At 73.4% G+C, this 26,366-nt stretch carries 24 protein-coding genes; all 24 read left to right on the top strand.

The features are described 5' to 3' along the window. Positions 1–67: 67 nt before the first annotated feature. Complete coding sequence (locus tag GV155_RS08120) at positions 68–748, top strand: MBL fold metallo-hydrolase (RefSeq protein WP_160006925.1); 681 nt, start codon at positions 68–70, stop codon at positions 746–748. A gap of 5 nt (positions 749–753) precedes the next feature. Continuing rightward, positions 754–2,217 (top strand): histidine--tRNA ligase, encoded by a 1,464-nt coding sequence (hisS, locus tag GV155_RS08125; RefSeq protein WP_160006928.1) that lies wholly within the window; start codon positions 754–756, stop codon positions 2,215–2,217. Continuing rightward, the gene (gene aspS, locus GV155_RS08130) at positions 2,214–3,998 is read left to right on the top strand and encodes an aspartate--tRNA ligase (RefSeq protein ID WP_160006930.1); all 1,785 of its coding nucleotides are present in this window, start codon (positions 2,214–2,216) and stop codon (positions 3,996–3,998) included. Before hisS ends, aspS begins: the two co-directional genes overlap by 4 nt. A 216-nt stretch (positions 3,999–4,214) precedes the next feature. After that, the gene (locus GV155_RS08135; protein ID WP_160006933.1) at positions 4,215–5,246 is read left to right on the top strand and encodes an ABC transporter permease; all 1,032 of its coding nucleotides are present in this window, start codon (positions 4,215–4,217) and stop codon (positions 5,244–5,246) included. 80 nt (positions 5,247–5,326) lie between these two features. After that, positions 5,327–7,096 carry an ABC transporter substrate-binding protein gene (locus tag GV155_RS08140; protein ID WP_160006935.1) on the top strand — a complete coding sequence of 590 codons (1,770 nt, stop codon included), beginning with the start codon at positions 5,327–5,329 and terminating at the stop codon, positions 7,094–7,096. A 176-nt stretch (positions 7,097–7,272) separates the two neighbouring features. Beyond that, complete coding sequence (locus tag GV155_RS08145; protein WP_160006938.1) at positions 7,273–8,274, top strand: ABC transporter permease; 1,002 nt, start codon at positions 7,273–7,275, stop codon at positions 8,272–8,274. Next, on the top strand, positions 8,271–9,380 hold the full coding sequence (locus tag GV155_RS08150; protein ID WP_160006941.1) for an ABC transporter ATP-binding protein: 1,110 nt from the start codon (positions 8,271–8,273) through the stop codon (positions 9,378–9,380). Before GV155_RS08145 ends, GV155_RS08150 begins: the two co-directional genes overlap by 4 nt. Beyond that, on the top strand, positions 9,377–10,621 hold the full coding sequence (locus GV155_RS08155) for an ABC transporter ATP-binding protein (RefSeq protein ID WP_160006944.1): 1,245 nt from the start codon (positions 9,377–9,379) through the stop codon (positions 10,619–10,621). The genes GV155_RS08150 and GV155_RS08155 overlap by 4 nt, the downstream gene beginning before the upstream one ends. A 65-nt stretch (positions 10,622–10,686) precedes the next feature. Further along, on the top strand, positions 10,687–12,054 hold the full coding sequence (locus GV155_RS08160) for a replication-associated recombination protein A (protein ID WP_442938865.1): 1,368 nt from the start codon (positions 10,687–10,689) through the stop codon (positions 12,052–12,054). Between the two features lie 41 nt (positions 12,055–12,095). After that, positions 12,096–12,674 (top strand): hypothetical protein, encoded by a 579-nt coding sequence (locus tag GV155_RS08165; protein WP_160006947.1) that lies wholly within the window; start codon positions 12,096–12,098, stop codon positions 12,672–12,674. Further along, positions 12,671–12,970 carry a DUF6167 family protein gene (locus GV155_RS08170; protein WP_160006950.1) on the top strand — a complete coding sequence of 100 codons (300 nt, stop codon included), beginning with the start codon at positions 12,671–12,673 and terminating at the stop codon, positions 12,968–12,970. The genes GV155_RS08165 and GV155_RS08170 overlap by 4 nt, the downstream gene beginning before the upstream one ends. Positions 12,971–12,976: 6 nt before the next feature. Next, entirely contained in the window at positions 12,977–15,676 is a 2,700-nt protein-coding gene (gene alaS / locus GV155_RS08175; protein ID WP_160006952.1) for an alanine--tRNA ligase, read from the top strand. 4 nt (positions 15,677–15,680) lie between these two features. Further along, positions 15,681–16,202, top strand: a complete 522-nt coding sequence (gene ruvX / locus GV155_RS08180) for a Holliday junction resolvase RuvX (protein ID WP_160006955.1) — start codon at positions 15,681–15,683, stop codon at positions 16,200–16,202. Then, on the top strand, positions 16,199–17,362 hold the full coding sequence (gene mltG / locus GV155_RS08185; RefSeq protein WP_160006958.1) for an endolytic transglycosylase MltG: 1,164 nt from the start codon (positions 16,199–16,201) through the stop codon (positions 17,360–17,362). The genes ruvX and mltG overlap by 4 nt, the downstream gene beginning before the upstream one ends. An 11-nt stretch (positions 17,363–17,373) precedes the next feature. Further along, complete coding sequence (locus GV155_RS08190; RefSeq protein ID WP_160006961.1) at positions 17,374–18,225, top strand: shikimate dehydrogenase; 852 nt, start codon at positions 17,374–17,376, stop codon at positions 18,223–18,225. Then, a complete protein-coding gene (locus GV155_RS08195) occupies positions 18,222–18,950 on the top strand; it encodes a prepilin peptidase (RefSeq protein WP_160006964.1) in 729 nt (242 codons plus the stop codon). The genes GV155_RS08190 and GV155_RS08195 overlap by 4 nt, the downstream gene beginning before the upstream one ends. 576 nt (positions 18,951–19,526) lie before the next feature. Continuing rightward, positions 19,527–20,705: a chorismate synthase gene (aroC, locus tag GV155_RS08200; RefSeq protein WP_160006967.1), complete on the top strand. Its 1,179-nt coding sequence runs from the start codon at positions 19,527–19,529 to the stop codon at positions 20,703–20,705. Beyond that, entirely contained in the window at positions 20,702–21,244 is a 543-nt protein-coding gene (locus GV155_RS08205) for a shikimate kinase (RefSeq protein WP_442938831.1), read from the top strand. Before aroC ends, GV155_RS08205 begins: the two co-directional genes overlap by 4 nt. Beyond that, positions 21,241–22,416: a 3-dehydroquinate synthase gene (gene aroB / locus GV155_RS08210; protein ID WP_160006970.1), complete on the top strand. Its 1,176-nt coding sequence runs from the start codon at positions 21,241–21,243 to the stop codon at positions 22,414–22,416. The genes GV155_RS08205 and aroB overlap by 4 nt, the downstream gene beginning before the upstream one ends. Further along, complete coding sequence (locus tag GV155_RS08215; RefSeq protein ID WP_160006973.1) at positions 22,413–22,841, top strand: type II 3-dehydroquinate dehydratase; 429 nt, start codon at positions 22,413–22,415, stop codon at positions 22,839–22,841. The genes aroB and GV155_RS08215 overlap by 4 nt, the downstream gene beginning before the upstream one ends. Positions 22,842–22,934: 93 nt before the next feature. Further along, on the top strand, positions 22,935–23,498 hold the full coding sequence (efp, locus tag GV155_RS08220; protein WP_160006975.1) for an elongation factor P: 564 nt from the start codon (positions 22,935–22,937) through the stop codon (positions 23,496–23,498). A gap of 11 nt (positions 23,499–23,509) precedes the next feature. Further along, positions 23,510–23,920 (top strand): transcription antitermination factor NusB, encoded by a 411-nt coding sequence (nusB, locus tag GV155_RS08225; protein ID WP_160006976.1) that lies wholly within the window; start codon positions 23,510–23,512, stop codon positions 23,918–23,920. Between the two features lie 45 nt (positions 23,921–23,965). Continuing rightward, the gene (locus GV155_RS08230; RefSeq protein WP_160006978.1) at positions 23,966–25,435 is read left to right on the top strand and encodes a dihydrolipoyl dehydrogenase family protein; all 1,470 of its coding nucleotides are present in this window, start codon (positions 23,966–23,968) and stop codon (positions 25,433–25,435) included. 72 nt (positions 25,436–25,507) lie between these two features. Further along, positions 25,508–26,341, top strand: a complete 834-nt coding sequence (locus GV155_RS08235) for a DUF1206 domain-containing protein (RefSeq protein ID WP_160006980.1) — start codon at positions 25,508–25,510, stop codon at positions 26,339–26,341. Positions 26,342–26,366 lie beyond the last annotated feature (25 nt).

Raw genomic sequence — 26,366 nt, forward strand, 5'->3', positions numbered from 1 at the left:
GCCGGTCAGTATGCTAGTGGTCGCACCGCCGGGGAGCGGGCCCGGCGGGGGACGCTAGCCTGCGGGGGTGTTGATCGCAGGCTTCCCCGCAGGTCCCTGGGGCACCAACTGCTACGTCGCGGCCACCGGTCCCGGCAGCGAGTGCGTCATCGTCGACCCCGGGATGGACGCCACCGCCGGGGTCGTCGAGCTGGTGCGCGAGCACCGCCTCAAGCCCGTCGCGGTGCTGGTCACCCACGGCCACGTCGACCACATGTGGTGCGTGGCCCCGGTCGCCGGCACCTACGACGCCACCGCCTGGGTGCACCCCGCGGACCGGCACCTGCTCACCGACCCGATGGCCGGCATGTCGCCCGAGACCACCCAGATGCTGCTCGGCGGCGACCACGAGTGGGCCGAGCCCGACGACGTGCGCGAGCTCGCCGACGGCCAGGACCTCGAGCTGGCCGGGATGCGGTTCGTCGTCGACCACACCCCCGGACACACCGCCGGGTCCGTGACGTTCCGGGCTCCGTACGACGCGGCGGACGTCTCCGCGGTGATGTTCGCCGGCGACCTGCTCTTCGCGGGGTCCATCGGGCGCACCGACCTGCCCGGCGGCGACCACCCCACGATGATGCGCAGCCTGACAAGCAAGGTGCTCACGCTGCCCGACGACGTCGTGGTCCTCCCCGGACACGGCGAGCAGACCTCGATCGGCCGCGAGCGCGCCACCAACCCGTACCTGCTCGACCTCCAGGAGCGCTGAGCCCCGTGCCCAAGCCCACCCCGCTCAGCGGGTTCCCCGAGCTGCTGCCCGCCCAGCGCGTCGTCGAGCGCGAGGTCGTCGCTGCGCTCTCGCGCGTCTTCGAGCTGCACGGCTTCGCCAACATCGAGACCCGCGTCGTCGAGCCGCTGGACGTCCTGGCCAAGGGTGGTGAGATCGACAAGGAGATCTACGTCCTGCAGCGCCTGCAGGCCGGACCCGACCAGACCGCTGCCGACGCGACGCTCGGCATGCACTTCGACCTCACCGTGCCGTTCTCGCGCTACGTGCTGGAGAACGCCGGTCACCTGGAGTTCCCGTTCCGGCGCTTCCAGGTGCAGCCGGCCTGGCGCGGCGAGCGGCCCCAGGAGGGCCGCTACCGCCAGTTCACCCAGGCCGACATCGACATCGTCGGCCGCGACGAGCTCGGCTTCCACCACGACGTCGAGGTCGTCCGCGTGATGGTGGAGGCGCTCGGTGCCCTGCCGCTGCCGCCGCTGACCTTCTGCGTGAACAACCGCAAGCTGATCCAGGGCTTCTACCGCGGCCTCGGGATCGAGGACGTCACCACCGCCATCCGCGTCATCGACAAGCTCGACAAGCTGCCCGCCGACGTCGTCGCGGCCCAGCTGGTCGAGCAGGCCGGCGCCACCGCGGAGCAGGCGCAGCGCTGCCTGGAGCTGGCCACCATCCGCGTCGCCGACACCTCCTTCGTGGAGCGGGTCCGTGCGCTCGGCGTCACCGACGAGCTGCTCGAGACCGGCCTGGCCGAGCTGGCCGCGGTCGTCGAGGGCTGCGCCGACCTGGTCTCCGACCGGGTCTCGGTCGAGGTCGACCTGCGCATCGCCCGCGGCCTGGACTACTACACCGGCACCGTGCTCGAGATCTTCATGGCCGGCTACGAGCGGCTGAAGTCGGTCGGCGGCGGCGGCCGGTACGACGCCCTGGCCAGCGACGGCCGCACCACCTACCCCGGTGTCGGCGTCTCCTTCGGCGTCTCGCGCACCCTGCTGCCGCTGATGGCCGACGGCGTCCTCGCCGGCAGCCGTCCGGTGCCCAGCGCCGTGCTCGTCGCGCTGACCGACGAGGAGTCCCGGCCCGGCGCCCAGCGCGTCGCCACGGCCATGCGCGCCCGGGGGATCGCCTGCGAGGTCGCCCCCACCGCTGCGAAGTTCGGCAAGCAGATCCGCTTCGCCGAGCGGCGCGGCATCCCGTACGTCTGGTTCCTGCCGCGCCCGGCCGCAGCCGACACCCGAGATCCCGACGGCGCCGACCCCGCTGCGGAGCCGATCGAGCCGACCCACGAGGTCAAGGACATCCGTTCCGGCGAGCAGGTCGCCGCCGACCCCGCCACCTGGACACCCCCCACCGAGGACCTGCGCGCGCGGGTGGTTGGTCTCGAGACGCTCGCTGGCGCTCGCTCCTCGACCACCGGTGCTCACGCCTCGACCAACGACACGGAGACACCATGATCCGCACCCACGACGCCGGCGCCCTGCGCGCCGAGCACGTCGGCCAGACCGTCACCCTCGCCGGCTGGGTCGCCCGCCGCCGCGACCACGGCGGCGTCGCCTTCCTCGACCTGCGCGAGGCCAGCGGCGTCTGCCAGGTGGTCGTGCGCGACGAGGCCGTCGCCCACACCCTGCGCAACGAGTACTGCCTCAAGATCGTCGGCGAGGTGTCGCTGCGCCCCGACGGCAACGCCAACCCGAACCTGCCCTCGGGCGACATCGAGGTCATCGCGACCGAGGTCGAGGTGCTCAACGCCGCCGCGACCCTGCCGTTCCCGATCGACGAGTCCGGCCACGGCGCCGGCGAGGTGGGGGAGGAGGCGCGCCTGCGCCACCGCTACCTCGACCTGCGGCGCGCCGGCCCGGCCGCGGCGCTGCGCCTGCGCAGCAAGGTCAACAAGGCCGCCCGCGACGTGCTGGACCGCCACGACTTCGTCGAGGTGGAGACCCCGACGCTGACCCGCAGCACGCCCGAGGGCGCCCGCGACTTCCTGGTGCCCGCGCGTCTGCAGCCCGGCAGCTGGTACGCCCTGCCGCAGAGCCCGCAGCTGTTCAAGCAGCTGCTGATGGTCGCCGGCATGGAGCGCTACTACCAGATCGCGCGCTGCTACCGCGACGAGGACTTCCGCGCCGACCGGCAGCCGGAGTTCACCCAGCTCGACATCGAGCTGAGCTTCGCCGACCAGGAGGACGTCATCGCCCTCATGGAGGACGTGCTCAGTGCGATGTGGGCCCTGATCGACGTCGAGATCCCGCGCCCGATCCCGCGGATCACCTACGCCGAGGCGATGGCGCGCTTCGGCTCGGACAAGCCCGACCTGCGGATGGGCCAGGAGCTCGTCGAGTGCACGGAGTACTTCGCCGAGACCCCCTTCCGCGTCTTCCAGGCCGACTACGTCGGCGCCGTGGTGATGCCCGGCGGCGCCAGCCAGCCGCGCAAGGTCCTCGACGCGTGGCAGGAGTGGGCCAAGCAGCGTGGCGCCAAGGGCCTGGCCTACGTCCTGGTGCAGCCCGACGGTGAGCTGACCGGCCCGGTGGCCAAGAACCTGTCGGAGACCGAGAAGGCCGGCCTGGCCGCCCACGTGGGCGCGGAGCCCGGTGACTGCGTCTTCTTCGGCGCCGGCGCCCCCAAGTCCAGCCGGGCGCTGCTCGGGGCCGCCCGCCTCGAGATCGGCCGCCGCGGCGGCCTGATCGACGAGAGCGCGTTCGCCTTCACGTGGGTCGTCGACGCCCCGATGTTCGAGCCGGCCTCCGAGGCGGTCGCCAGCGGCGACGTGGCCGTCGGCTCCGGCGCCTGGACCGCGGTGCACCACGCCTTCACCGGCCCGAAGCCCGAGTTCGCCGACATCTTCGACACCGACCCCGGCAGTGCGCTGGCCTACGCCTACGACATCGTCTGCAACGGCAACGAGCTCGGCGGCGGGTCGATCCGGATCCACCAGCGCGACGTGCAGGAGCGGGTCTTCGCCGTCATGGGGCTCTCGCCCGAGGAAGCGCAGGAGAAGTTCGGCTTCCTGCTGGACGCCTTCGCCTTCGGCGCACCGCCCCACGGCGGCATCGCGGTGGGCATGGACCGGATCTGCGCGATCCTCGCCGGCAGCGACTCGATCCGCGACGTGATCGCCTTCCCGAAGTCCGGCGGCGGCTTCGACCCGCTCACCGCGGCGCCCGCTCCCATCACGCCGGAGCAGCGCAAGGATGCCGGTGTGGACGCCCGTCCGGGCAAGGACGTCCCGGCCTGAGGTCCGACGGCCGCGGACCTTCCGGTCCGCGGCCGCCCACCTCGAAGGGTGTTCCGCAACCAAACCGTTACGGCGCGCTGATCGGTTCCGGTCCAGACCTGACATAGGCTCCCGTGCGGTGCGGGTCACACGAACGCGGTGTGCACGCGCTGTCAACGCCTTTTGCCGGACCCCGGTCCGGCGCAGTCCTTTCCCCCGACGGAATTAGAGGTGGGCATGACCCTGCAGCCAGGTCTCGAGCCCGGCGTCGTCGCCGAGCGCGAGGACGCGAGCCGGGAGAACGACCCGCAGTCGTCGAAGAAGCTGGCCAGCAAGTCGCCCACCCAGATCGCGCTCCAGCGGCTGCGCAAGGACAAGGTCGCGGTCGTCTGCGGCTCGATCCTCCTGCTCCTGATCGTGCTGGCGCTCGCGGCGCCGCTGATCACCCGGGCGATGGGGATCTTCCCGGAGATCAACTCACCCGGGGCGGGCAACCTGGGGGCGGACCTCGACCAGTTCGGCTACCCGGAGATCGGCCCGCCGTACTACGGGTTCACCTGGGAGCACCCGCTGGGCATCGCGCCCAGCCGCGGTGTCGACAACCTGGCGAACCTGCTCTACGGCCTGCGCACCTCGCTGCTGGTGGCGACCCTGGCGACGATCATCTCCACCTTCGTGGGCATCACGATCGGCCTGATGGCCGGCTTCTCCCGCGGCTGGCTCGACCGGTTCCTGTCCTTCGTGATCGACCTGTTCCTGTCGTTCCCGTTCCTGCTCGGTGCGCTGACGCTGGCCCCGATCCTCACCTCCCGCTTCTCGACCGACCTCGACGCGCTCGACCGGGCGCAGCTGCTCGGCCTGGTCGCGGTGCTGGTCATCTTCGGCTGGATGTCGCTGGCCCGCCTGATCCGCGGCCAGGTGCTGTCGCTGCGCGAGCGCGAGTTCGTGCAGAGCGCCCAGGTGATCGGCGTGCCGACCCGGCGGATCCTGTTCAAGGAGCTGCTGCCGAACATGGTCGCCCCCATCGTGGTCGCCACCTCGCTCTCGCTGCCGGCCTACGTGGCCGCCGAGGCCGGGTTGTCCTACCTGGGCATCGGCCTGACCGGGCAGCCCTCGCTGGGCCAGACGATCCTCCTGGCCACGGAGTACTACTCCACCTACGGCCTCTACCTGTGGGTCCCGGTCGGCGTCGTCGCCGTGCTGGTGCTCGCCCTCAACCTGCTCGGCGACTCGGTCCGAGACGCCTTCGACCCCCGCACCCGCCGGTGATCCTCACCGGCAGGTGGCACGACCCCGACGGTGACCCCCACCCGAGGAAGCACGACCCATCTAGGAAGGGTGGACACACGATGCGGTTCAAGAAACCGTTCATTGCGTTGACCAGCGCGAGCCTGCTGTCCCTGGCGGCCTGTGGCGGCAGCGGCGAGGGGCCGAGCACCGGCTCCGAGAACGTCGACACGGAGAACCTCGCCAACACCGGCGACGCCACCGACCCCGACCGGGAGGGCCCGGCCGTGATCGACGGCGCCACCGAGGGCGGCACGGTCGACGTGCTCAGCGTCGACGGCGCGAACAGCCTGGACCCGTCGGAGGCGTACTACACGAACACCTCCTCGATCCTCCAGGGCCTGGTCACCCGCTCGCTGACGCAGCTGACCTACGACCCCGAGTCGGGCCAGCAGGTGCTGATCCCCGACCTCGCGACCGACCTCGGCACGCCCAACGAGGACTTCACCGAGTGGACCTTCACGATCCGCGACGACGTGAACTACGAGAACGGCGACCCGGTCACCCCCGAGGACATCAAGTTCGGGATGCTCCGGTCGATGGACCGCACCGCCTTCCCCGAGGGCCCGGCGTTCTCCAACGACTACTTCGAGGGCGGTGACGAGTACGAGGGCCCCTACACCGGCGGCAACACCGACTTCGACGCCATCCAGATCGACGGCCAGGACATCACCATCACGATGTCGAGCCCCTTCCCCGACATGCCCTACTGGGGCACCTTCCCGGCGATGGGCCCGATCCCCGAGGGTCCCGACACCACGCCGGCCAAGTACGCCCAGCGGCCGCTGGCCACGGGTCCGTACATGTTCGACGAGTACAACCCCGAGCGCAGCCTGACCCTGGTCCAGAACCCCGAGTGGGACCCGGCGACCGACCCGGGCCGCACGCAGTACCCCGACGAGTACACCTTCGACTTCCAGCGCGACAGCGCCCAGATCGACGAGGTCCTGCTCAACGACTCCGGTGACGGCCAGACCACGCTGACCTACGACAACGTGCAGGCCTCGAACTACCCGACGTTCCAGTCGGAGTACGCCGACCGCCTGGTCGAGGGCGGTGCGCCCTGCACCTACTACATGGCGCCCGACTACCGGAAGATCCAGAGCAAGGAGGTCCGCGAGGCCCTCCTGTGGGCCATCCCCTACGAGGACATGGCCACCGCGATGGGTGAGATCGCCGGGGTCACCCGCATCACCGACGCGACCAACCTGATGCCCCCGGGCATCCCCGGTCGCGAGACCTACAACCCGGTCGAGGAGCACGAGCCCGGCACGACCGACCCCGAGCGCGCTGCTCAGATCCTCGAGGAGGCCGGCGAGACCGGCTACGAGCTGAAGTTCCTCTTCGCCAACGACGACCCGAACGCCGTGGCCAAGAAGGACGTGCTCGTCCGTGCCTACGAGGAGGCCGGCTTCACCGCCACCCCGGTCGCCACGACCCTGGCCGAGCTCTCCACCCTCCGGGCGGACCCGGACGCCGACATCAACCTGCGTGACGCCGGCTGGTGCTCCGACTGGCCGTCCGGTGGCTCCTGGTTCCCGCCGGTGCTGCAGTCGACCAACCTGAACGCCGAGGGCCTCGGCTCGAACTACGCGGCCTTCAGCGAGCAGGACGTCGACGACCGCATCGACGAGGTCGTCTCGTCCCCGGTCGAGGACCAGCCCGCGATGTGGAACGAGCTGGACGAGTACATCGCCACCGAGTACCTCCCGGTGATCCCGTACCACTACACGGGTGTCGCGATGGCGCACGGCTCGGCCATCGAGGGCTTCAACGTCGACCAGAACCTCGGCATGCCCACCTGGAAGGACATCTGGGTCAACCAGGGCTGACGCCCTCGTGATCCGGACCTCCGTCCGATCCTGACGAGCTGATGGGGCGGGTCCACCCGGACCCGCCCCATCGGCCCGCCCGTTCCACCCGGGCCCCGGTCGAGCCCCGCTCCCGCAGCCCCCTCCCGCAGCCCGCCCCCACTCTTGCCTCGACTCTCGCTACGAAAGGTGCCCCGATGCTGGGCTTCATCGTGCGCCGGATCCTGACCGCGATCCTGGTGGTCTTCCTGACCTCGATCTTCGTCTTCGTCCTGCTCTACAAGGGCGTGGCCAACCCGGCCGGCCCGGTCTGCGACGCCCAGGGGCGCTGCACCGCCGAGCGGCTGGCCGCCATCGAGGCGTCGATGGGTCTCAACGACCCGATCCTGCAGCAGTACGGCGAGTTCGCGGGCGGCGTCTTCACCGGCCGCACCGTCAGCTTCGGCGAGACCGAGTACGACTGCCCGGCCCCGTGCCTGGGCGTCTCCTACGGCACCCGCGGCCTGATCACCGACGAGCTGGTCGACCGGCTCCCTGCGACGATCTCGCTGGCGGTCGGCGCCTCGATCATCTACCTCGTCGTCGGGGTCACCCTCGGGGTGCTGGCCGCGAAGAAGCGCGGCACCGCCACCGACCGGGTCCTGGTCAGCTCCAGCCTGGTCGTCAGCTCGATCCCGTACTACCTGTTCTGCCTGCTCGCCTACATCTTCCTGGTCCTGAAGTACCCCGTCTTCGACGAGACCGGCTACCTGCCGATCACCGAGGGCGTCGGGGCCTTCTTCCTGGCGATGCTGCTGCCGTGGCTGGTCCTGGGCCTGTTCTCGTCCTCGAACTACGCCCGGTTCACCCGCGGCCAGATGGTCGAGACCCTCGGCGAGGACTACATCCGCACGGCCTCGGCCAAGGGCGTGAGCGGCAACAAGGTCGTCTTCGGCCACGCCCTGCGCGCCGCCATCGTGCCGATCGTGACGATCTTCGGCCTCGACTTCGCCGCGCTGCTCGGCGGCACGATCTTCACCGAGCAGATCTTCCGCATCGACGGCATCGGGCTGTGGGCGCTGGACGCCGTCACCCGGCCGCCGCTCGACTTCCCGGTGGTCATCGCCACCGTCCTGGTGGTGGCCGTGATCATCACGATCGCCAACCTGGTCGTGGACATCGTCTACGGCTTCCTCGACCCCCGAGTGAGGATCTCGTGACCAGCACCCCGACCCACGCTTCGGCCGCCCCGGGCGCCCCGCTGCTCGAGGTCAGCAACCTGTCCGTGCGCTTCCCGACCCACGACGGCCTGGTCCAGGCCGTCAGCGACCTGAGCTACACCGTGCGCCGCGGCCAGACCCTCGGCATCGTGGGGGAGTCCGGCTCCGGCAAGAGCGTCTCGTCCATGGCTGTCCTCGGGCTGCACGACCCGAAGCAGACCCGTCTCGAGGGGTCCATCCGGATCAACGGCCGCGAGATCATCGGCGCCTCGGAGTCCACGCTGCGCGAGATGCGCGGCAAGGAGGTCGCGATGATCTTCCAGGACCCGCTGACCGCGCTGCACCCGTTCTACTCGATCGGGCGCCAGATCATCGAGGCCTACCGGATCCACCACAAGGTCTCGAAGTCGGTGGCCCGCAAGCGCGCCATCGAGGTGCTCGACCGGGTGGGGATCCCGCAGCCGCAGTCGCGCGTCGACGACTTCCCGCACCAGTTCTCCGGCGGCATGCGCCAGCGCGCGATGATCGCGATGGCCCTGGTCAACGACCCGACGCTGCTGATCGCCGACGAGCCGACCACGGCGCTCGACGTGACCGTGCAGGCCCAGATCCTGGACCTGCTCCAGGACCTCCAGCGCGAGTTCGACTCCGCGATCGTGATGATCACCCACGACCTCGGTGTGATCGCCGAGATCGCCGACGACGTCCTGGTGATGTACGGCGGCCGTGCGGTGGAGAAGGGTCCCTGCAAGGAGATCCTCAGCCACCCCGAGATGCCGTACACGTGGGGCCTGCTCTCGAGCATCCCCGAGGTCACCGGCGACGTCGACGTGCCGCTCGTCCCGATCCCGGGCACCCCGCCCAGCCTGCTGAACCCGCCGTCGGGCTGTGCCTTCAACCCGCGCTGCACCTTCCGCGACCAGGTCCCCGGCGACCTGTGCCGCACCGAGCTGCCCCTGCTGGTCCCCGGCGGGCGCGGCCCCGGCCACGAGAAGCGCTGCCACCTGCCCGACCCCGACGCCGTCTTCCAGGCCAAGCAGGCCGAGATCCTCGTCGAGGCCGGCCTCGACCCCCACGCCCCCACCACCGGAGAGGACGCGCGGTGACCGACGCGACCCCCAGCCCCCGCGGCGCGACCGGCAGCGGCCCGAGCACACGGACCGTCTCGACCGCCGCGCACCACGCCACGACCGACGGCAAGCCGCTGCTCGAGGTGCGTGACCTGAAGAAGTACTTCCCGGTGCAGTCCTCGGGGCTCCTGCGCCGCACGGTCGGCAACGTGCAGGCCGTCGACGGCGTGTCCTTCACCGTCGAGTCCGGGCGCGCGCTGGGCCTGGTGGGGGAGTCCGGCTGCGGCAAGTCCACGCTGGGCCGCCTGATCACCCGGCTCTACGAGCCCACCGCCGGCACCATCGAGTTCGAGGGCCAGGAGATCGGGCAGCTCTCCAACAAGCAGATGCTGCCGATCCGGCGCGAGATCCAGATGATCTTCCAGGACCCGTACTCCTCGCTGAACCCGCGGCACACCGTCGGCACGATCGTCGGCACGCCGCTCGAGGTCCACAAGGTCGTCGCGAAGGACAAGATCCTGCCGCGGGTCCAGGAGCTGCTCGAGATCGTGGGGCTCAACCCCGAGCACTACAACCGGTACCCCAACGAGTTCTCCGGCGGTCAGCGCCAGCGGATCGGCATCGCCCGTGCCCTGGCCCTGCAGCCCAAGTTGCTGGTGGCCGACGAGCCGGTCTCCGCCCTCGACGTCTCGATCCAGGCGCAGGTGATCAACCTGCTCCAGGACGTGCAGCGCGAGTTCGGGATCGCCTTCCTCTTCATCGCCCACGACCTCGCCGTCGTGCGGCACTTCTGTCCCGAGGTCGCGGTGATGTACCTCGGGCGGATCGTCGAGGTCGCGGACCGCGAGACGCTCTACCACCGCCCCCACCACCCGTACACCCAGGCGCTGCTCTCCGCGGTGCCCGAGGTCTCGCAGCTGACGACCGGGACCCGCCGCGAGCGGATCCGGCTCGAGGGCGACGTGCCGAGCCCGATCAACCCGCCGTCCGGCTGCTCGTTCCGGACCCGCTGCCGCCTGGCCAAGGACATCTGCGCCCGCGTCGAGCCGCCCCTGCTGCAGGTCGGGCCGACGCACAAGGTCGCCTGCCACTTCCCCGGCGAGCTCGGCAAGGCCCCGGACCGCCCGGTCACCGCGCGCCTGCTCGGCACCGACGACGCCGGTGCCCCCGACCCCGGGGCCACCCCGGCCGAGATCGACTCCCGGCCCGGCTTCGGACCCACGTGGTACGACCTCGAGGCCCGCACGGTCACCAGCACGCCCCGCCCGGGCGCGTAGCCTCGTCCCCCGTGGACGACCCCGGCGACGACCCCGACGGCCTCTTCGCGGCCCCGGCGGCCCCCGTGGCCCCGGGGGCCGCAGCGCCGGCGCACTCCCGCACCCCGTCCGCCCCGGTCGGGGGCGGGAGCCTGGCTGGCAACGACCACGCCTCCGCGCCGCTGGCGGTCCGGATGCGGCCCCGCCGGCTCGAGGAGCTGGTCGGCCAGGAGCAGCTCCAGGCGCCGGGGTCGCCGCTGCGCCGGCTGGTCGAGGGCGACCAGTCGATGTCGCTGCTGCTGTGGGGCCCGCCCGGCACCGGCAAGACCACGATCGCCTCGATCGTCTCGATGCAGACCGACCGGGTCTTCGTCGAGGTCTCCGCGGTCTCCGCCGGCGTCAAGGAGGTCCGTGCGGCCATCGACGCGGCCCGCCGCCGGCTGGTCACGGAGTCGCGCGAGACCGTGCTGTTCGTCGACGAGGTGCACCGCTTCAGCAAGGCCCAGCAGGACGCGCTGCTGCCCGGCGTGGAGAACCGGTGGGTGACCCTGGTCGCAGCCACCACCGAGAACCCGTTCTTCTCGGTCATCTCCCCGCTGCTCTCCCGCAGCCTGCTGCTGCGCCTGGAGTCGCTGACCGACGACGACGTACGCCGGGTGCTGCTCGCCGCGGTCGCCGACGAGCGGGGGCTGGCCGGCGCGGTCACCGTCGACGAGGACGCCCTGGACCACCTGGTCCGCCTGGCCGGCGGTGACGCCCGCCGGTCCCTGACCTACCTCGAGGCCGCCGCCGGTGCGGCCGCCTCCCAGAGCAGCGACGTCGTCGACCTGGCCACCGCCGAGCTCGCCGTCGACCAGGCCGCGGTGCGCTACGACCGGCAGGGCGACCAGCACTACGACGTGACCAGCGCCTTCATCAAGTCCGTGCGCGGCTCCGACGCCGACGCGGCGCTGCACTACCTGGCGCGGATGATGGAGGCAGGGGAGGACCCGCGGTTCATCGCCCGGCGCCTGATCATCCTGGCCAGCGAGGACATCGGCCTGGCCGACCCGACCGCGCTGACCACCGCCGTGGCCGCGGCCCAGGCCGTCGCCCTGATCGGGATGCCGGAGGGCCGGCTGACCCTGGCCCAGGCCACCATCGCGCTGGCCGTCGCCCCGAAGTCGAACGCGGTGACCACGGCGATCACCGCCGCGTCCGCGGACGTGCGGGCCGGCAAGGTCGGGCCCGTGCCGTCCCACCTGCGCGACGCGCACTACGGCGGTGCGAAGGACCTCGGCCACGGCAAGGGCTACGTCTACAGCCACGACGCACCGTTCGGCGTGGCCGCGCAGCAGTACGCCCCCGACGTGGTCGCCGACGCCACCTACTACCAGCCGACCCGGCTCGGCGCCGAGGGCCCCGTCCGCGAGCGCTGGGAGCGGGTGCGCCGACTGATCCGGGGGCAGGGGTAGCGGCCGCCCGCACCCGCGCCCGGCAGGTAGGGTCGTGACCCATGACGCAGCAGTGGACCCTCCCGGCCTGGGCAGTCCTGCTGCCCGCCGCGGTCGGGCTCGTCCTGCTGGTGGTCGTCCTGCTGGTCGCTGCCCGGGTCGGTCGGACCGAGCGGCGCCTGGTCGCCACCGGCGCCGAGGTGGACGCGCTGCGCGACGTGCTGGCCGTCCTCGAGCAGCAGCAGCGCGCCCCGACCACGTCAGCGGCCACGTCAGCGGCCACGTCACCGGCCGCCGCGCCGACGGCCGTGTCGGACTACGTGATCACCCGGGTCGGTGACGAGCCGGAGGACGACGACACCACGGCGGTCGAGCCCGCCCGCGTGGTGGCCGCCCCGCTGTTCGCCGACCTCGTCCTGCGTGAGTCCGTCGTCCAGGCCGCCTCCCTGGCCGCCGGCGTACGCCGCGCGCTGGCGCCCGAGGTGCGGCACCGTGTGCGCCTGGAGATGAAGCGGGACGTGAAGCGCGCCCGCAAGCAGCGCCGGGCCGACCTGCGTGCCGCCCGCCGCGACTGGGAGGCACGGCGACGCGCCGAGGTCGACCTGGACGATCCGGCCCTGGACGAGGGCAGCGCGGCATGAGCCGCGGGCTCTGGTTCGTGGCCGGGGCCGGCGCCGGGATCTACGGGATGGTCCGTGGGCGCCGTGCTGCCGAGGCGCTGACCGCCGACGGCCTGCGCGACCGCGTCCACGCCGCCGTCCTGGGCGCCCGGATGATGGGCGCCGAGGTGGCCGCGGGCAAGGCCGAGCGGGAGGGCGAGCTGCGCGAGCAGATGCACGACCGGTCGCTGCGCAGCACCACCGCCCGACCCGCGCTCGCCGCATCCACCGACCCGACAGAGCAGCACCCCGAGCAGCACCCCGAGCAGGAGGACTGAACCCCGATGGACACCGCCGCGATCCGCGCCGCCTTCACGGCCCACTTCGAGGCCGCCGGACACACGGTGGTCCCCTCGGCGTCCCTGCTCGCGGCCGACCCCACGCTGCTGTTCGTCAACGCCGGCATGGTGCCGTTCAAGCCGTACTTCCTGGGTGACGAGACCCCGCCGTACGACCGGGCGACCAGCATCCAGAAGTGCGTGCGCACGCCCGACATCGAGGACGTCGGCAAGACGACCCGGCACGGCACGTTCTTCGAGATGTGCGGCAACTTCTCCTTCGGCGACTACTTCAAGCAGAAGGCGATCGAGCTGGCCTGGGACCTGGTCACCAAGCCGCTGGCCGACGGCGGCTGGGGCCTGGACGAGTCGCGGCTCTACCCGAGCGTGTTCGTCGACGACCCCGAGGCCGTCGACCTGTGGCGCCAGGTGACCGGCCTGCCGACCGAGCGGGTCGTCAAGCTCGGCGCGAAGGAGAACTACTGGTCGATGGGCGTCCCCGGGCCCGGCGGCCCGTGCTCGGAGATCCTCTACGACCGCGGACCGGCGTACGGGCCCGAGGCGGACTTCACCGCCCTCGGCCCGGACATGCCCACCGAGCTCGAGGACCGCTACGTCGAGATCTGGAACCTCGTCTTCATGCAGGACGAGCTCTCGGCCGTGCGCAGCAAGTCCGACTTCGACATCGCCGGGTCGCTGCCGCAGCGCAACATCGACACCGGGATGGGCCTGGAGCGCGTCGCGATGCTGCTGCAGGGCGTCGAGAACATGTACGAGATCGACGTGATGCGCCCGGTCATCGACCGCGCCGCGGAGCTGGCCGGCAAGACCTACGGCGCCGACCCGGTCGACGACGTACGGCTGCGCGTGGTCGGCGACCACGTCCGCAGCTCGATGATGCTGATCGGCGACGGCGTCGTGCCCGGCAACGAGGGCCGCGGGTACGTCCTGCGCCGGCTGCTGCGCCGCGCGGTCCGCTCGGTGCGCCTGCTCGGCTACGAGGACCCCGCGCTGCCCGAGCTGATGCCGGTCAGCCGCGACCGGATGGGCGAGACCTACACCGACCTGGTCCGCGACTGGGAGCGGATCTCCTCGGTCGCCTACGCCGAGGAGGAGGCGTTCCGCTCGACGCTGCGCGCCGGCACCACCATCTTCGACCAGGCCAGCGCCCGGCTCCGCGGCAGCGGCGCGACGCAGCTGCCCGGCGACCAGGCCTTCGCGCTGCACGACACGTACGGCTTCCCGATCGACCTGACCCTGGAGATGGCCGCCGAGCAGGGCCTGGCGGTCGACGAGGACGGCTTCCGCCGGCTGATGGCCGAGCAGCGCGACCGGGCCAAGGCCGACGCGCGGTCCAAGAAGGGCGCGCACCGCGACGCCACCGCCTACCGCGCGGTGGCCGACGACCTGGGCCGCCCGGTCGAGTTCGTCGGGTACGCCGCCACGGTCGCCGAGGGCACCGTGCGCGGGCTGATCAGCGCCGGCGGCGCGGTCGGCTCCGCCGCCGTGGGCGAGGAGGTCGAGGTCGTCCTGGACCGCACCCCGTTCTACGCCGAGGGCGGCGGGCAGCTGGCCGACGAGGGCATCGTCGAGCTCGACAACGGCGCCCGGCTGGCCGTGCGTGACGTGCAGAGCCCGGTGACGGGGCTGGTCGTCCACCGCGCCACCGTGCTGGCCGGCGAGGTCAGCATCGGGCTGGGCGCCCACAGCACCGTCGACCTCGAGCGACGACGGTCCATCTCGCGCGCCCACACCGCGACCCACATGGTCCACAAGGCGTTCCGCGAGGCGTTGGGGGAGACCGCGACCCAGGCCGGGTCCGAGAACGCCCCCGGCCGCTTCCGCTTCGACTTCTCCGCCACCGGCGCCGTCCCGGCCTCGGTCCTGGCCGACGTCGAGGCCCGCGTCAACGACGTCGTGCTCGACGACCTCGCGGTCGAGGCCGAGGTGATGACGCAGGCCGAGGCGGTCGCCTCCGGCGCGATGGCGCTGTTCGGCGAGAAGTACGGCGACCAGGTGCGCGTCGTGTCGGTCGGCGACTGGGCCCGCGAGCTCTGCGGCGGCACCCACGCCGGCCGCTCCGGCCAGCTCGGCGTCGTCAAGCTGCTCGGCGAGAGCTCGATCGGCTCCGGCGTGCGTCGGGTCGAGGCGCTGGTCGGCGGCGACGCGTACCGCTTCCTGGCGCGCGAGAACGTCCTGGTCAACCAGCTCACCGACGCGCTCAAGGTGCGCCGCGAGCAGCTGCCCGAGCGCGTCGAGGACCTGGTCACCCGGCTGCGCGCCGCGGAGAAGGAGATCGACAAGGTCCGCGTCGGGGCCCTGCTGTCCTCCGGCGGCGAGCTGGCCGCGGCCGCCGAGGACGTCGCCGGTGTGCAGGTCGTCGCGCACCGCGTCGACGGCGCGGCCGCCGGCGACGTGCGCCAGCTCGCGCTCGACGTCCGCGGACGGATGCCGGCAGCGGTGCCCGGCGTGGTCGTCGTGGTCGGCGTCGACGGCGGCAAGGTCGCGGTCGTGGCCGCCACCACCGACGAGGCCCGCGCCCGCGGGCTCTCGGCCAACGACCTGGTCCGCGCGGTCGGCCCGTTCGTCGACGGGCGCGGCGGCGGCAAGGCCGACGTCGCCCAGGGCGGGGGCGCCGACGCCACCCGCGTCGACGAGGCGCTGGCCGAGGTGCGCCGCGTGGTCTCCGCCGCGGTCGCGGGCTGAGCGGGTGCGCCACGGCGTACGGCTCGGCCTCGACCCCGGCGACGCCCGGATCGGGGTGGCCCGCAGCGACCCCTCCGGCATGCTCGCCACCCCGCTCGACACGGTCCGCCGCGGCAAGGACGACGTCCGCCGGATCCGCCGGCTGACCGAGGAGGCGGGGGCGGTCGAGGTCGTCGTCGGCCTCCCGCGCTCGCTCTCGGGCCGTGAGGGACCCGCCGCGGTCAAGGTCCGCGAGTTCGCCGACCGGCTGGCCCGTAGGCTCAGCCCCGTGCCGGTCCGCCTCGTCGACGAACGGCTGAGCACGGTCAGCGCCGAGGCGACGCTGCGCTCGCGCGGGCGTCACGGCCAGGACCGCCGCTCCGTGGTCGACATGGCCGCCGCGGTCGTGATCCTGCAGCACGCGCTCGACACCGAGCGCGGGACCGGCCAGGCTCCCGGTGAGCTGGTGGTGGTCCCCACCGACGCAGAGACCCCCGCAGGAGCCGTGGCACCCGCCGCGGCAGCCGACGAGAAGGAGACTCGATGAGCCAGCCCGAGGGGGACCTCGAGCAGATCACCCGGGCCGAGCCGGCCCGTGGTGGGACGCGTCGCAAGCGCGGTCCGCGGTTGTCGGGCTGCCTGCCGGTGCTGGTGGTGCTCGCGATCATCGTCGGCCTGGGCTACGTCGGGGTGACCAAGGGCCAGCAGGCCATCGAGGACTACTTCGCCGACCCGGCCGACTACAGCGGTCCCGGCCGCGGCGAGGTCGCCTTCGAGGTCGCCGAGGGCGACACCGTGGCCGAGATCGGGCGCAAGCTCAAGGACGAGGATGTCGTGGCCTCGGTCGAGGCGTTCATCGACACCGCCAACGGCGACGACCGGTCGACCGGCATCCAGGTCGGCTTCTACGAGCTGCGCCAGAAGATGTCGTCCACCGACGCGCTGTCGGTGCTGGTCGACCCGGGCAACCTGGTCAACACCACCGTGACGGTGCCCGAGGGGCTGCGGGTCGTCGACGTGGTCGACATCCTGGCCGACGACACCGAGTTCCCGCGGGAGCGGTTCGAGGCCGTCCTCGCCGAGCCCGGGCGGATCGGGCTGCCGGCCTACGCCGGGGGCGACCCCGAGGGCTACCTGTTCCCGTCCACCTACGCCTTCAGCCCCGACGACACCCCGGTCTCGATGCTGACCGCGATGGTCGACCGGTGGCGCCAGGCCGCCGAGGACGCCGACCTCGAGGCCGCCGCCGAGTCGCTGGGCTACACCCCCCACGAGCTGATGACGGTGGCCAGCCTGGTCGAGGCCGAGGGTCGCGGCGACGACATGCCGAAGGTCGCACGGGTGATCTACAACCGCCTCGAGAACCCCGACACGTCGGGCACCAACGGGCTGCTGCAGATCGACGCCGCGGTCAACTTCGCGCTCGGCCGGGAGCCGATCGCACGCCTGACCACCGAGGAGATCGAGTCGGTGTCCGACTCGCCGTACAACACCTACACGCAGCCGGGCCTGCCTCCCGGGCCGATCGAGGCCCCCGGGGACGCCGCCATCGCCGCGGCCGCCGCACCGTCGGACGGGCCCTGGTACTACTACGCGACGGTCAACCTGGAGACGGGCGAGACGAAGTTCACCGAGAGCTACGAGGAGTTCCTCGGCTTCCGTGCCGAGCTCGACGAGTACTGCGCGACGCAGTCCGACCGCTGCTGAGGGCGGTCGACGTGCGCTGCGCCGTCGTCGGGGACCCCGTCGACCACTCCCTGTCCCCGGTGCTGCACGCCGCGGCGTACGACCGGCTCGGCCTGTCCTGGACCTACGGCACCCTGCGGGTGCCGGTCGGGGACCTGGCCGGGACGGTCGCCGGGCTGCGCGCCGGCGACGGCGGCCCGGCCTGGCGGGGCCTGTCGGTGACGGCACCGCTGAAGCGGGAGGCCCTGGCCCTGGCCGACCGGTCCACCGACCGGGCGCGGCTGGCCGGAGGTGCGAACACCCTGGTGCTCACCGACGAGGGCGTGCACGCCGACAACACCGACCTGCCCGGCGCCTCCGCCGCCGTCCGGGAGCGGTACGACGGCCCGGTCGCCGACGTGGTCGTGCTGGGCGCCGGCGCCACGGCGGCCTCGGTGCCCCTGGCGCTCTGCGACCTCGGGGCGCGCCGGGTGACCCTGCTGGCCCGCGACCCCGCGCGCGGCGCCGCGACGGTGGAGACCGTACGACGCCACCCCGGCGCCCCCGAGGTGCGTGCGCTCGGCCTCGACGCCGAGCCCTGGGCCGCCGACGTCGTCGTGGGGACCGTGCCCGCCGCGGCCCAGGACGACCGGCTGGTCGCGGCCTGGTCCGGCGCGCCCCTGGTCTTCGAGGCGGTGTACGACCCGTGGCCGACCCCGCTGGCCGCCGCCGTGCTCGAGCGGGGCGGTCCGCTGGTCTCGGGGCTCGACCTGCTGGCCCACCAGGCCGTGCTCCAGGTCCGCGCCTTCACCGGTCTCGACGTCGACGTCGACCTGCTGCGCCGGGCCGGCGAGCAGGCGCTGGCGGCTCGTGCGGCGCGGGCCGCACGGACAGCGCGCCCTTGAGCCTGCTGCTCGTCCTGGCCTGCGCCCTGCTCGGCGGCGCCGGGGGAGCCGCCGTACCGGCGCTCGTCCGGCGGCTGCCCCAGCCCGACCCGGCGTCGCTCCACCTGCCCGAGGGCGAGGAGCCGCCGCCGACCTACGCCGCGGTGGCGGCTGCGCCCGGTCTGGCGCTGCGTACGGCCCTGCTGTCCGCGCTCGCCGCCGGGCTGCTGGCCTGGTCGGTCGGCGCGGAGCCGGCCCTGGTCGGTCTGGTCGGGGTCGTCCCGGTCGCGGTCGCGCTGGCCGCGGTCGACCTGCGCACCCGGCTGCTGCCCAAGGTCCTCGTCCTCCCGGCCACCGCCTGGCTGGTGGCCGTGGCCGCGGTCGCCGCCCTGGTCGGCGGTCCGGCCGAGACCGACGCCCTGGTCCGCTCGGTGGTCGGCCTGGTCGCGGCGCGCACGGCGTACTGGCTGCTGTGGTTCGTCCGCTCGGCCGGCCTCGGCTTCGGCGACGTCCGGCTGGCCGCGATGGTCGGGGCCGGCCTGGGGCAGCTGGGCTGGGCCGAGCTGCTGGTCGGGCTCTATGCGGGCTTCCTGGTGTTCGGGGTGCCCGGGACGCTGTGGGCGCTGGTGCGCCGCGACCGCTCGCTGCTCCGCACGGCGTACCCCTTCGGCCCGTTCCTGCTCCTCGGCGCGCTCCTCGGCGTCCTGCTCGGCGACGTGGTGGCCCGGGCGCTCGGCTGGGCCTGAGGGACGCCCGCCCCGGTGGGGTCGTGTGCCTCACGCCGGTCCCCGGACCGTTCCCAGGTACACGACTCCCGCCCGGGCCGCTCACCGCCGCCCCCCGGCGGGGTCGTGTGCCTCACGCCGGTCCCGGGACCGTTCTCAGGCACACGACTGCTCCGGACGGCCCCAGGCCCCGACGCCGCCGGCCGGGTCGTGGGTCGATGGACTCGCCGGGGCGCGTCGCCTGACCCACGACGCACGCGCTGGTCGGTCGATGGGTGGATCGCGTGCACCTGGTGCGCGCAATCCGACCCATCGACCTCGTCGGTCGTGCTGCTGGTCCGGGTACGGCGTGCGGCATCGCCCCCGGCGGGGTCGTGTGCCTCACGCCGGTCCTGGGACCGTTCTGGGGCACACGACTCCTGCCCGGGCCGCTCACCGCCGCCCCCCGGCGGGGTCGTGTGCCTCACGCCGGTCCCGGGACCGTTCTCAGGCACACGACTGCTCCGGGCGGCCCGAGGCCCCGACCCCACCGCCCGCCCACCGCCCGCGCGCCGGGCGGGTCGCCGGCGGCCGTGGGCCGGGTGGGACACTAGGGCCATGTTGCGCTGGCTGACCGCGGGTGAGTCCCACGGCCCCTCCCTCGTCGCGATCCTCGAAGGTCTGCCCGCCCACGTGGCGGTGACCAGCGAGGACGTCGCCGACGCCCTGGCCCGTCGACGGCTGGGCTACGGCCGCGGGGCCCGGATGAAGTTCGAGCAGGACCAGGTCACGATCACCGGGGGAGTGCGCCACGGGCTCACCCAGGGCGGGCCGGTCGCGATCGAGGTCGGCAACACCGAGTGGCCCAAGTGGGAGCAGGTCATGTCGGCCGACCCCGTCCCGGCCGAAACGCTCGAGGGCCTGGGCCGCAACGCCCCGCTGACCCGCCCGCGCCCCGGGCACGCCGACCTCGCCGGCATGCAGAAGTACGACTTCGAGGACGCCCGACCGGTGCTCGAGCGGGCCTCCGCCCGTGAGACGGCCGCCCGCGTGGCGCTCGGCTGCGTCGCGACGGCCTTCCTCCAGCAGGCCACCGGCGCCCGCGTGGTCTCCCACGTCGTCGAGCTCGGCGGCGTGCCGGCCCCGGCTGGGTCGGTGCCGGAGCCGGACGACGTGGGGCGGCTCGACGCCGACCCGGTGCGCTGCCTGGACCCCGAGGCGTCGGCGGCGATGGTCGCTCGCGTCGACGAGGCCCACAAGGACGGCGACACCCTGGGCGGCGTCGTCGAGGTGGTCGTGCACGGCCTCCCGCCGGGCCTCGGGTCCTACGTCCACTGGGACCGCCGTCTGGACTCCCGCCTGGCCGCCGCCCTGATGGGGATCCAGGCGATCAAGGGCGTCGAGGTCGGCGACGGGTTCGTCACCGCCGCCACGCCCGGCTCCCAGGCGCACGACGAGATCGTCACCGGTCCCGACGGCATCCGCCGCTCCACCGGTCGTTCCGGCGGGACCGAGGGCGGGATGACCACCGGCGAGGTGCTGCGCGTACGCGCGGCGATGAAGCCGATCGCCACCGTCCCGCGCGCCCTGCGCACCGTCGACGTCGCCACCGGCGAGGAGACCCGCGCGCACCACCAGCGCTCCGACGTCTGCGCCGTCCCGGCCGCCGGGATCGTGGCGGAGGCGATGGTCGCCCTGGTGCTCTCCGACGCCGTCATCGAGAAGTTCGGCGGCGACGCTGTCCACGAGACCCGGCGCAACGTGCAGTCCTACCTCGAGGCGCTGAGGTACCGGTGAGCGGCTCTCCCCGCCACGCCCCGCACGTCCGGCCCCGCGTCGTGCTGGTCGGGCCGATGGGCGCCGGCAAGACCACGGTGGGCCGGCTGCTCGGCGCACGCTGGGGCGTCGCGGTCCGCGACACCGACGCCGACGTCGAGGCCACGACCGGACGCAGCGTCTCCGACGTCTTCGTCGAGGACGGCGAGGAGCACTTCCGCGCGCTCGAGCGCAACGCCGTCGCGCTGGCCCTGGTCGAGCACGACGGCGTCCTGTCGCTGGGCGGCGGCTCCGTCGTCGACCCCGGCACCCGCGAGGTGCTCGCCGGGCACCGGGTCGTCTTCCTGCGGGTCGGGCTCACCGACGCCGTGAAGCGGGTCGGGCTCGGCGCCGGCCGGCCGATGCTGCTGGGCAACGTCCGCTCTCGGATCAAGGCGCTGCTCGACGAGCGCACCCCGGTGTACGAGTCCGTGGCCCGCCACGTCGTCGACACCGACGGCCGTACCCCCGAGGACGTCGCGGACGAGGTCGACGCCCTGCTCGCCGAGGACGACCAGTGAGCGGCGCGGTCGCCGCGCCGGCCCGCACGATCGCGGTGCGCGGCGCCTCGCCGTACGACGTCGTGGTCGGTCGTGACGTCCTCGACCGGGTCGCGGACCTGCTCGGCGACGGCCCCACCCGGGTCGCGCTGCTCTTCGCCGGCGAGCTCGGCGAGCAGGCCCAGGCGCTGGCCGAGCAGCTCGTCGAGCGCTACGACGTCCTGGCCCTCGGCCTGCCCGACGCCGAGCAGGCCAAGACCGCTGCCGTCGCCGCCGACTGCTGGGAGGCGCTGGGGGAGCGGGGCTTCACCCGCTCCGACGCCGTGGTCACCCTGGGCGGCGGCGCCACCACCGACCTCGGCGGCTTCGTCGCCGCGTCCTGGCTGCGCGGGGTGCGCGTCGTGCACGTGCCGAGCACGCTGCTGGGCATGGTCGACGCCGCCGTCGGCGGCAAGACCGGGATCAACACCGCCGCCGGCAAGAACCTCGTCGGCGCCTTCCACGAGCCGGCCGGGGTCGTCTGCGACCTGGCCCTGCTCGACACGCTCCCGCGCGCCGACCTGGTCGCCGGCCTCGGCGAGGTCGTCAAGTGCGGCTTCATCGCCGACCCCGAGATCCTCCGCCTCGTCGAGACCACCGACCCCGCCGACCTCACCCCGACCTCGCCGGTGCTGCGCGAGCTGGTCGAGCGCGCGATCGAGGTCAAGGTCGACGTCGTGGTCGCCGACCTCAAGGAGACCGGCGGCCGCGCCGACCAGCCCGGCCACCCCGGCCGCGAGGCCCTGAACTACGGCCACACCCTGGCCCACGCCATCGAGCGCGCCGAGGGGTACGCCCTGCGCCACGGCGACGCCGTCGCGGTCGGCTGCGTGTTCGTCGCCGAGCTGGCCCGCCGTACCGGCGCGATCGACGACGCCCTGGCCGACCGGCACCGCGACGTCCTGGCCCGGGTGGGGCTGCCCGTCGGCTACGCCGGCGCGGACTTCGAGGACCTGCTCGCCGCGATGCGCTTGGACAAGAAGGCCCGCGGCTCGCAGCTGCGGTTCGTGGTCCTCGGCGGGCTGGGTCGCCCGCAGGTCCTCGCCGGTCCCGACGAGGCCGACCTCCGCGCGGCGTACGACGTGGTGCGCAGCCTCCAGCCGACCCTGGTCGGCCCCGGCGACCCGCGGACCGACGAGGACCCGCAGCCGTGAGGGTGCTGGTCCTCAACGGCCCGAACCTCGGTCGGCTGGGACGCCGGCAGCCCGAGGTCTACGGCACCACGACCCACGCCGAGCTCGCCGAGCGCTGCGTCGCGTGGGGCGCCGAACTGGGCCTCGAGGTCGAGGTCCGCCAGACCAACCACGAGGGCCAGATGCTCGACTGGCTCGGCGCAGCCGCCGACGACCGCACCCCGGTCGTGCTGAACGCCGCCGCGTGGACGCACTACTCCTACGCCGTCTTCGACGCCTGCGCGATGCTCGAGGCGCCGCTGGTCGAGGTGCACCTCTCCGACCCCCTCCAGCGGCCCGAGGAGTTCCGCCACCACTCGGTGGTGACCCCGCACGCCGCCCTGGTGGTCTCCGGGCAGGGCGTCGAGGGCTACCGCGTGGCGCTCGCCCACCTCGCGAACGGCTAGACTCGGGCGCTGGCACCCCGCGCCCCGGCCTCCGCCGGGACGGCCCGGGTGGTGCCGCACCCCGTCTCCGACCACGAAGGCTGACACGCGCGCATGGCAACGACCAACGACCTGAAGAACGGCATGGTGCTCAACCTCGACGGCCAGCTCTGGCAGGTCATCTGGTTCCAGCACCACAAGCCCGGCAAGGGCGGCGCCGTGGTGCGCTCGAAGCTGAAGAACGTCGAGTCCGGCAAGACCGTGGACAAGACCTTCAACGCCGACGTGAAGGTCGACGTGGCCTCGGTCGACAAGCGCAACATGCAGTACCTCTACAACGACGGCACGTCCTACGTCTTCATGGACACCAGCGACTACGAGCAGCTCGAGGTCGCGCCCGAGATCGTCGGGGACGCCGCCAACTTCCTGCTCGAGCAGCAGGAGGCGCTCGTGGCCACGAACGAGGGCCGCGTGCTCTACATCGAGCTCCCGGCCTCGGTCGAGCTCGAGATCACCTTCACCGAGCCCGGCGTCGCCGGCGACAGCGCGACCGGGCGTACCAAGCCGGCCACGCTCGAGACCGGGCACGAGATCCAGGTGCCGCTGTTCATCACGCAGGGCGAGAAGGTGCGGGTCGACACCCGCGAGTCCTCCTACCTCGGCCGCGTGAAGAGCTGAGCGGGCGCCCGGTGGGAGCCCGGTCCAAGGCCCGCAAGCGGGCCCTCGACGTGCTGTACGCCTCCGACCTGCGCGCCGAGGACGCCGTGGTCGCCCTGGACCGCGCGATCGACGCGGGGGAGGGCCCGACCAACGACTACACCGCCACGCTGGTGCGCGGCGTGGTCGAGCACCGCACCCGCATCGACGAGCTGCTCTCCACCTACTCCACCGACTGGACCCTGGACCGGATGCCCGCGGTCGACCGCAACGCCCTGCGCCTGGGCGTGTGGGAGCTGCTGTGGGCCGAGGACGTGCCCGACGAGGTCGCGGTGAGCGAGGCCATCGCGCTGGTGCGTGACCTGTCCACCGACGACTCCCCGCAGTTCGTCAACGGCCTGCTCGCGCGGATCGCGCGCGAGAAGGAGACGCTCACCCGCTAGTCCGACCCGCCCTCCGGGCGAGCCGCGGGGTGGCACCCTGGGGTGGTGAGCACCCCATCGAGCAGCCCCGACCCGCAGCACCAGGACGTCACCGAGGTCGACCTCGTCGTGGTCGGCGCCGGACCCGGCGGGGAGGCCCTCGCCTCCGGGGCCGCCGCCGGCGGCCTGTCGGTCGTCGTGGTCGACCGCCACCTCGTGGGCGGGGAGTGCCCCTACTACGGGTGCATCCCGTCGAAGATGATGGTGCGCGCGGCCGACGCGCTGGCCGAGGCCTCGCGCGCCGGGACGCTGGCCGGCGACGTGGCCGTCACCCCGTCCTGGACGCCCGTGGCCACCCGGATCCGGGACGAGGCCACCACCGACTGGGACGACGACATCGCCGTGCGCCGCCTCGAGGACGCCGGGGCGACCGTGCACCACGGCGTCGGCCGTCTCACCGGCCCGCGGGCCGTCGAGGTGACGCTGCCCGACGGGTCCGTGATGGCGTACGCCGCCCGCGTCGGCGTCGTGCTCAACCCCGGGACGCGCCCCGCCGAGCTGCCCGTGGCCGGGCTGGCCGGGACGCCGTACTGGACCAACCGGGAGGCCGTGCAGGCCACCGGGGTGCCCGCGACCCTGGTCGTGGTCGGCGGTGGGCCGATCGGGTGCGAGATGGCCCAGGTCTTCGCCCGCTTCGGCGCGCGCGTCACGATCCTCCAGCACGGGCCGCGGCTGCTGCCCGGCGACGAGCCGGAGGCCGGCGAGATGCTCGCCGACGTGCTGGCCTCCGAGGGGCTGCGGGTGATGACCGGCGCCGACCTGCGCGAGGTCGCCCACGCCGACGGCACCTTCACCCTCACCGTCGACACCGGCAACGACACCGGCGACGACACCGGGGAGGGCACCGAGACGCTGCACGCCGACCAGCTGCTCGTGGCCGCCGGCCGCACGCCCAACCTGGACGACCTCGGCCTCGAGGCCGTCGGCCTGGACCCGGCCTCCCGCACGATCGAGGTCGACGAGCGGATGCGCGCCACCGTCGACGGGGAGCCCGTGGAGGGCCTGTGGGTGGTCGGGGACGTCACCGGCAAGGGGGCGTTCACCCACGTCTCGATGTACCAGTCCGGGGTCGCGCTCCGCGACGTGCTGGGCCAGGACGGTCCCGCCGCGGCGTACCACGCCGTCCCGCACACGACCTTCACCGACCCGGAGGTCGGCGGCGTCGGGATGACGGTCCGGCAGGCGAAGGACGCCGGGCTGCGCGTCCGGGTCGGACGCACCGCGACGGAGACCTCCTCGCGCGGCTTCACCCACGGCCCGGGCGCCCGCGGGCTGATCACCGTGGTCGAGGACGCCGACCGCGGGGTCCTCGTCGGCGCGACGGCCGCCGGACCCGGCGGCGGCGAGGTGCTCGGCCTGCTGGCCCTCGCGGTGCACGCGGCGGTCCCCGTCGACACGCTGCGCACGATGATCTACGCCTACCCCACCTTCCACCGCGCGATCGAGACCGCGCTGGGGGAGCTCGCCGAGGAGTGAGGCCGGAGCGGCCCCGGCCGCTACCCCCCGGGGGTCGGGGCGGGCCGGGCCCCCGGGCCCTACTCTCCTCAGATGAGCACCGGTGGCACGTCCGAGCGAGCCCCGAGGTCCCTGGCCGAGGCCGAGGACCACTCGTGGGTCGACCACGCGGTCCGCTTCGGGATGGTCGCCTACGGCGTGGTCTACCTCGTCGTCGGCTGGCTCGCGCTGCAGCTGGCCCTCGGCCAGGGCAGCGGCGAGACGAGCGCGGGCGGCGCGATGACCGAGCTGTCCCAGCAGCCGTTCGGGCAGGTCGCGCTGTGGCTGGTGGTCCTCGGGATGCTGATGCTGGTGGCCTGGCGTGTGCTCGAGGCCGTGGCCGGCCACCGCTCCGAGAGCGGCTCGGACCGTCTCAAGAAGCAGGTCGTGTCGGTCCTCAAGGCCGTGCTGTACGCCGTGGTCGGCTTCAGCGCCTTCCAGGTGGCGACCGGCAGCGGGAGCAGCGGCAGCAGCGACGGGACCGACGGGCCCACCGCGCAGGTCCTGCAGCTGCCCGGGGGCCAGCTGATCGTCGGCCTGGTCGCGCTCGGGATCCTCGGCTACGCCGTGGTCCAGGCCAAGCAGGCCGTGACCGAGGACTTCCGCGAGCACCTCACCGCCGAGGGCAAGCAGGGCACCTCGGGCCGGTTCTACGTCCTGGCCGGCAAGCTCGGCTACGCGGCGAAGGCGGTGGCCGTGGCGATCGTCGGCGGGCTGTTCGCCTACGCCGCGATCACGCACGACGCCTCGAAGTCCGGCGGCATGGACCAGGCGCTCCTCCAGGTGCTGCAGCAGCCGTACGGCCGCTACCTGCTCGGCCTGGTCGCGATCGGGATCGCCGGGTACGGCGTGTTCTGCCTGGCGCGCGCCCGCCACCTCTCCCGCTGACCCGGGGGTCCCAGGACCATCGGAC

The organism is Nocardioides sp. AX2bis (assembly GCF_902506435.1).
Classification (GTDB): domain Bacteria; phylum Actinomycetota; class Actinomycetes; order Propionibacteriales; family Nocardioidaceae; genus Nocardioides.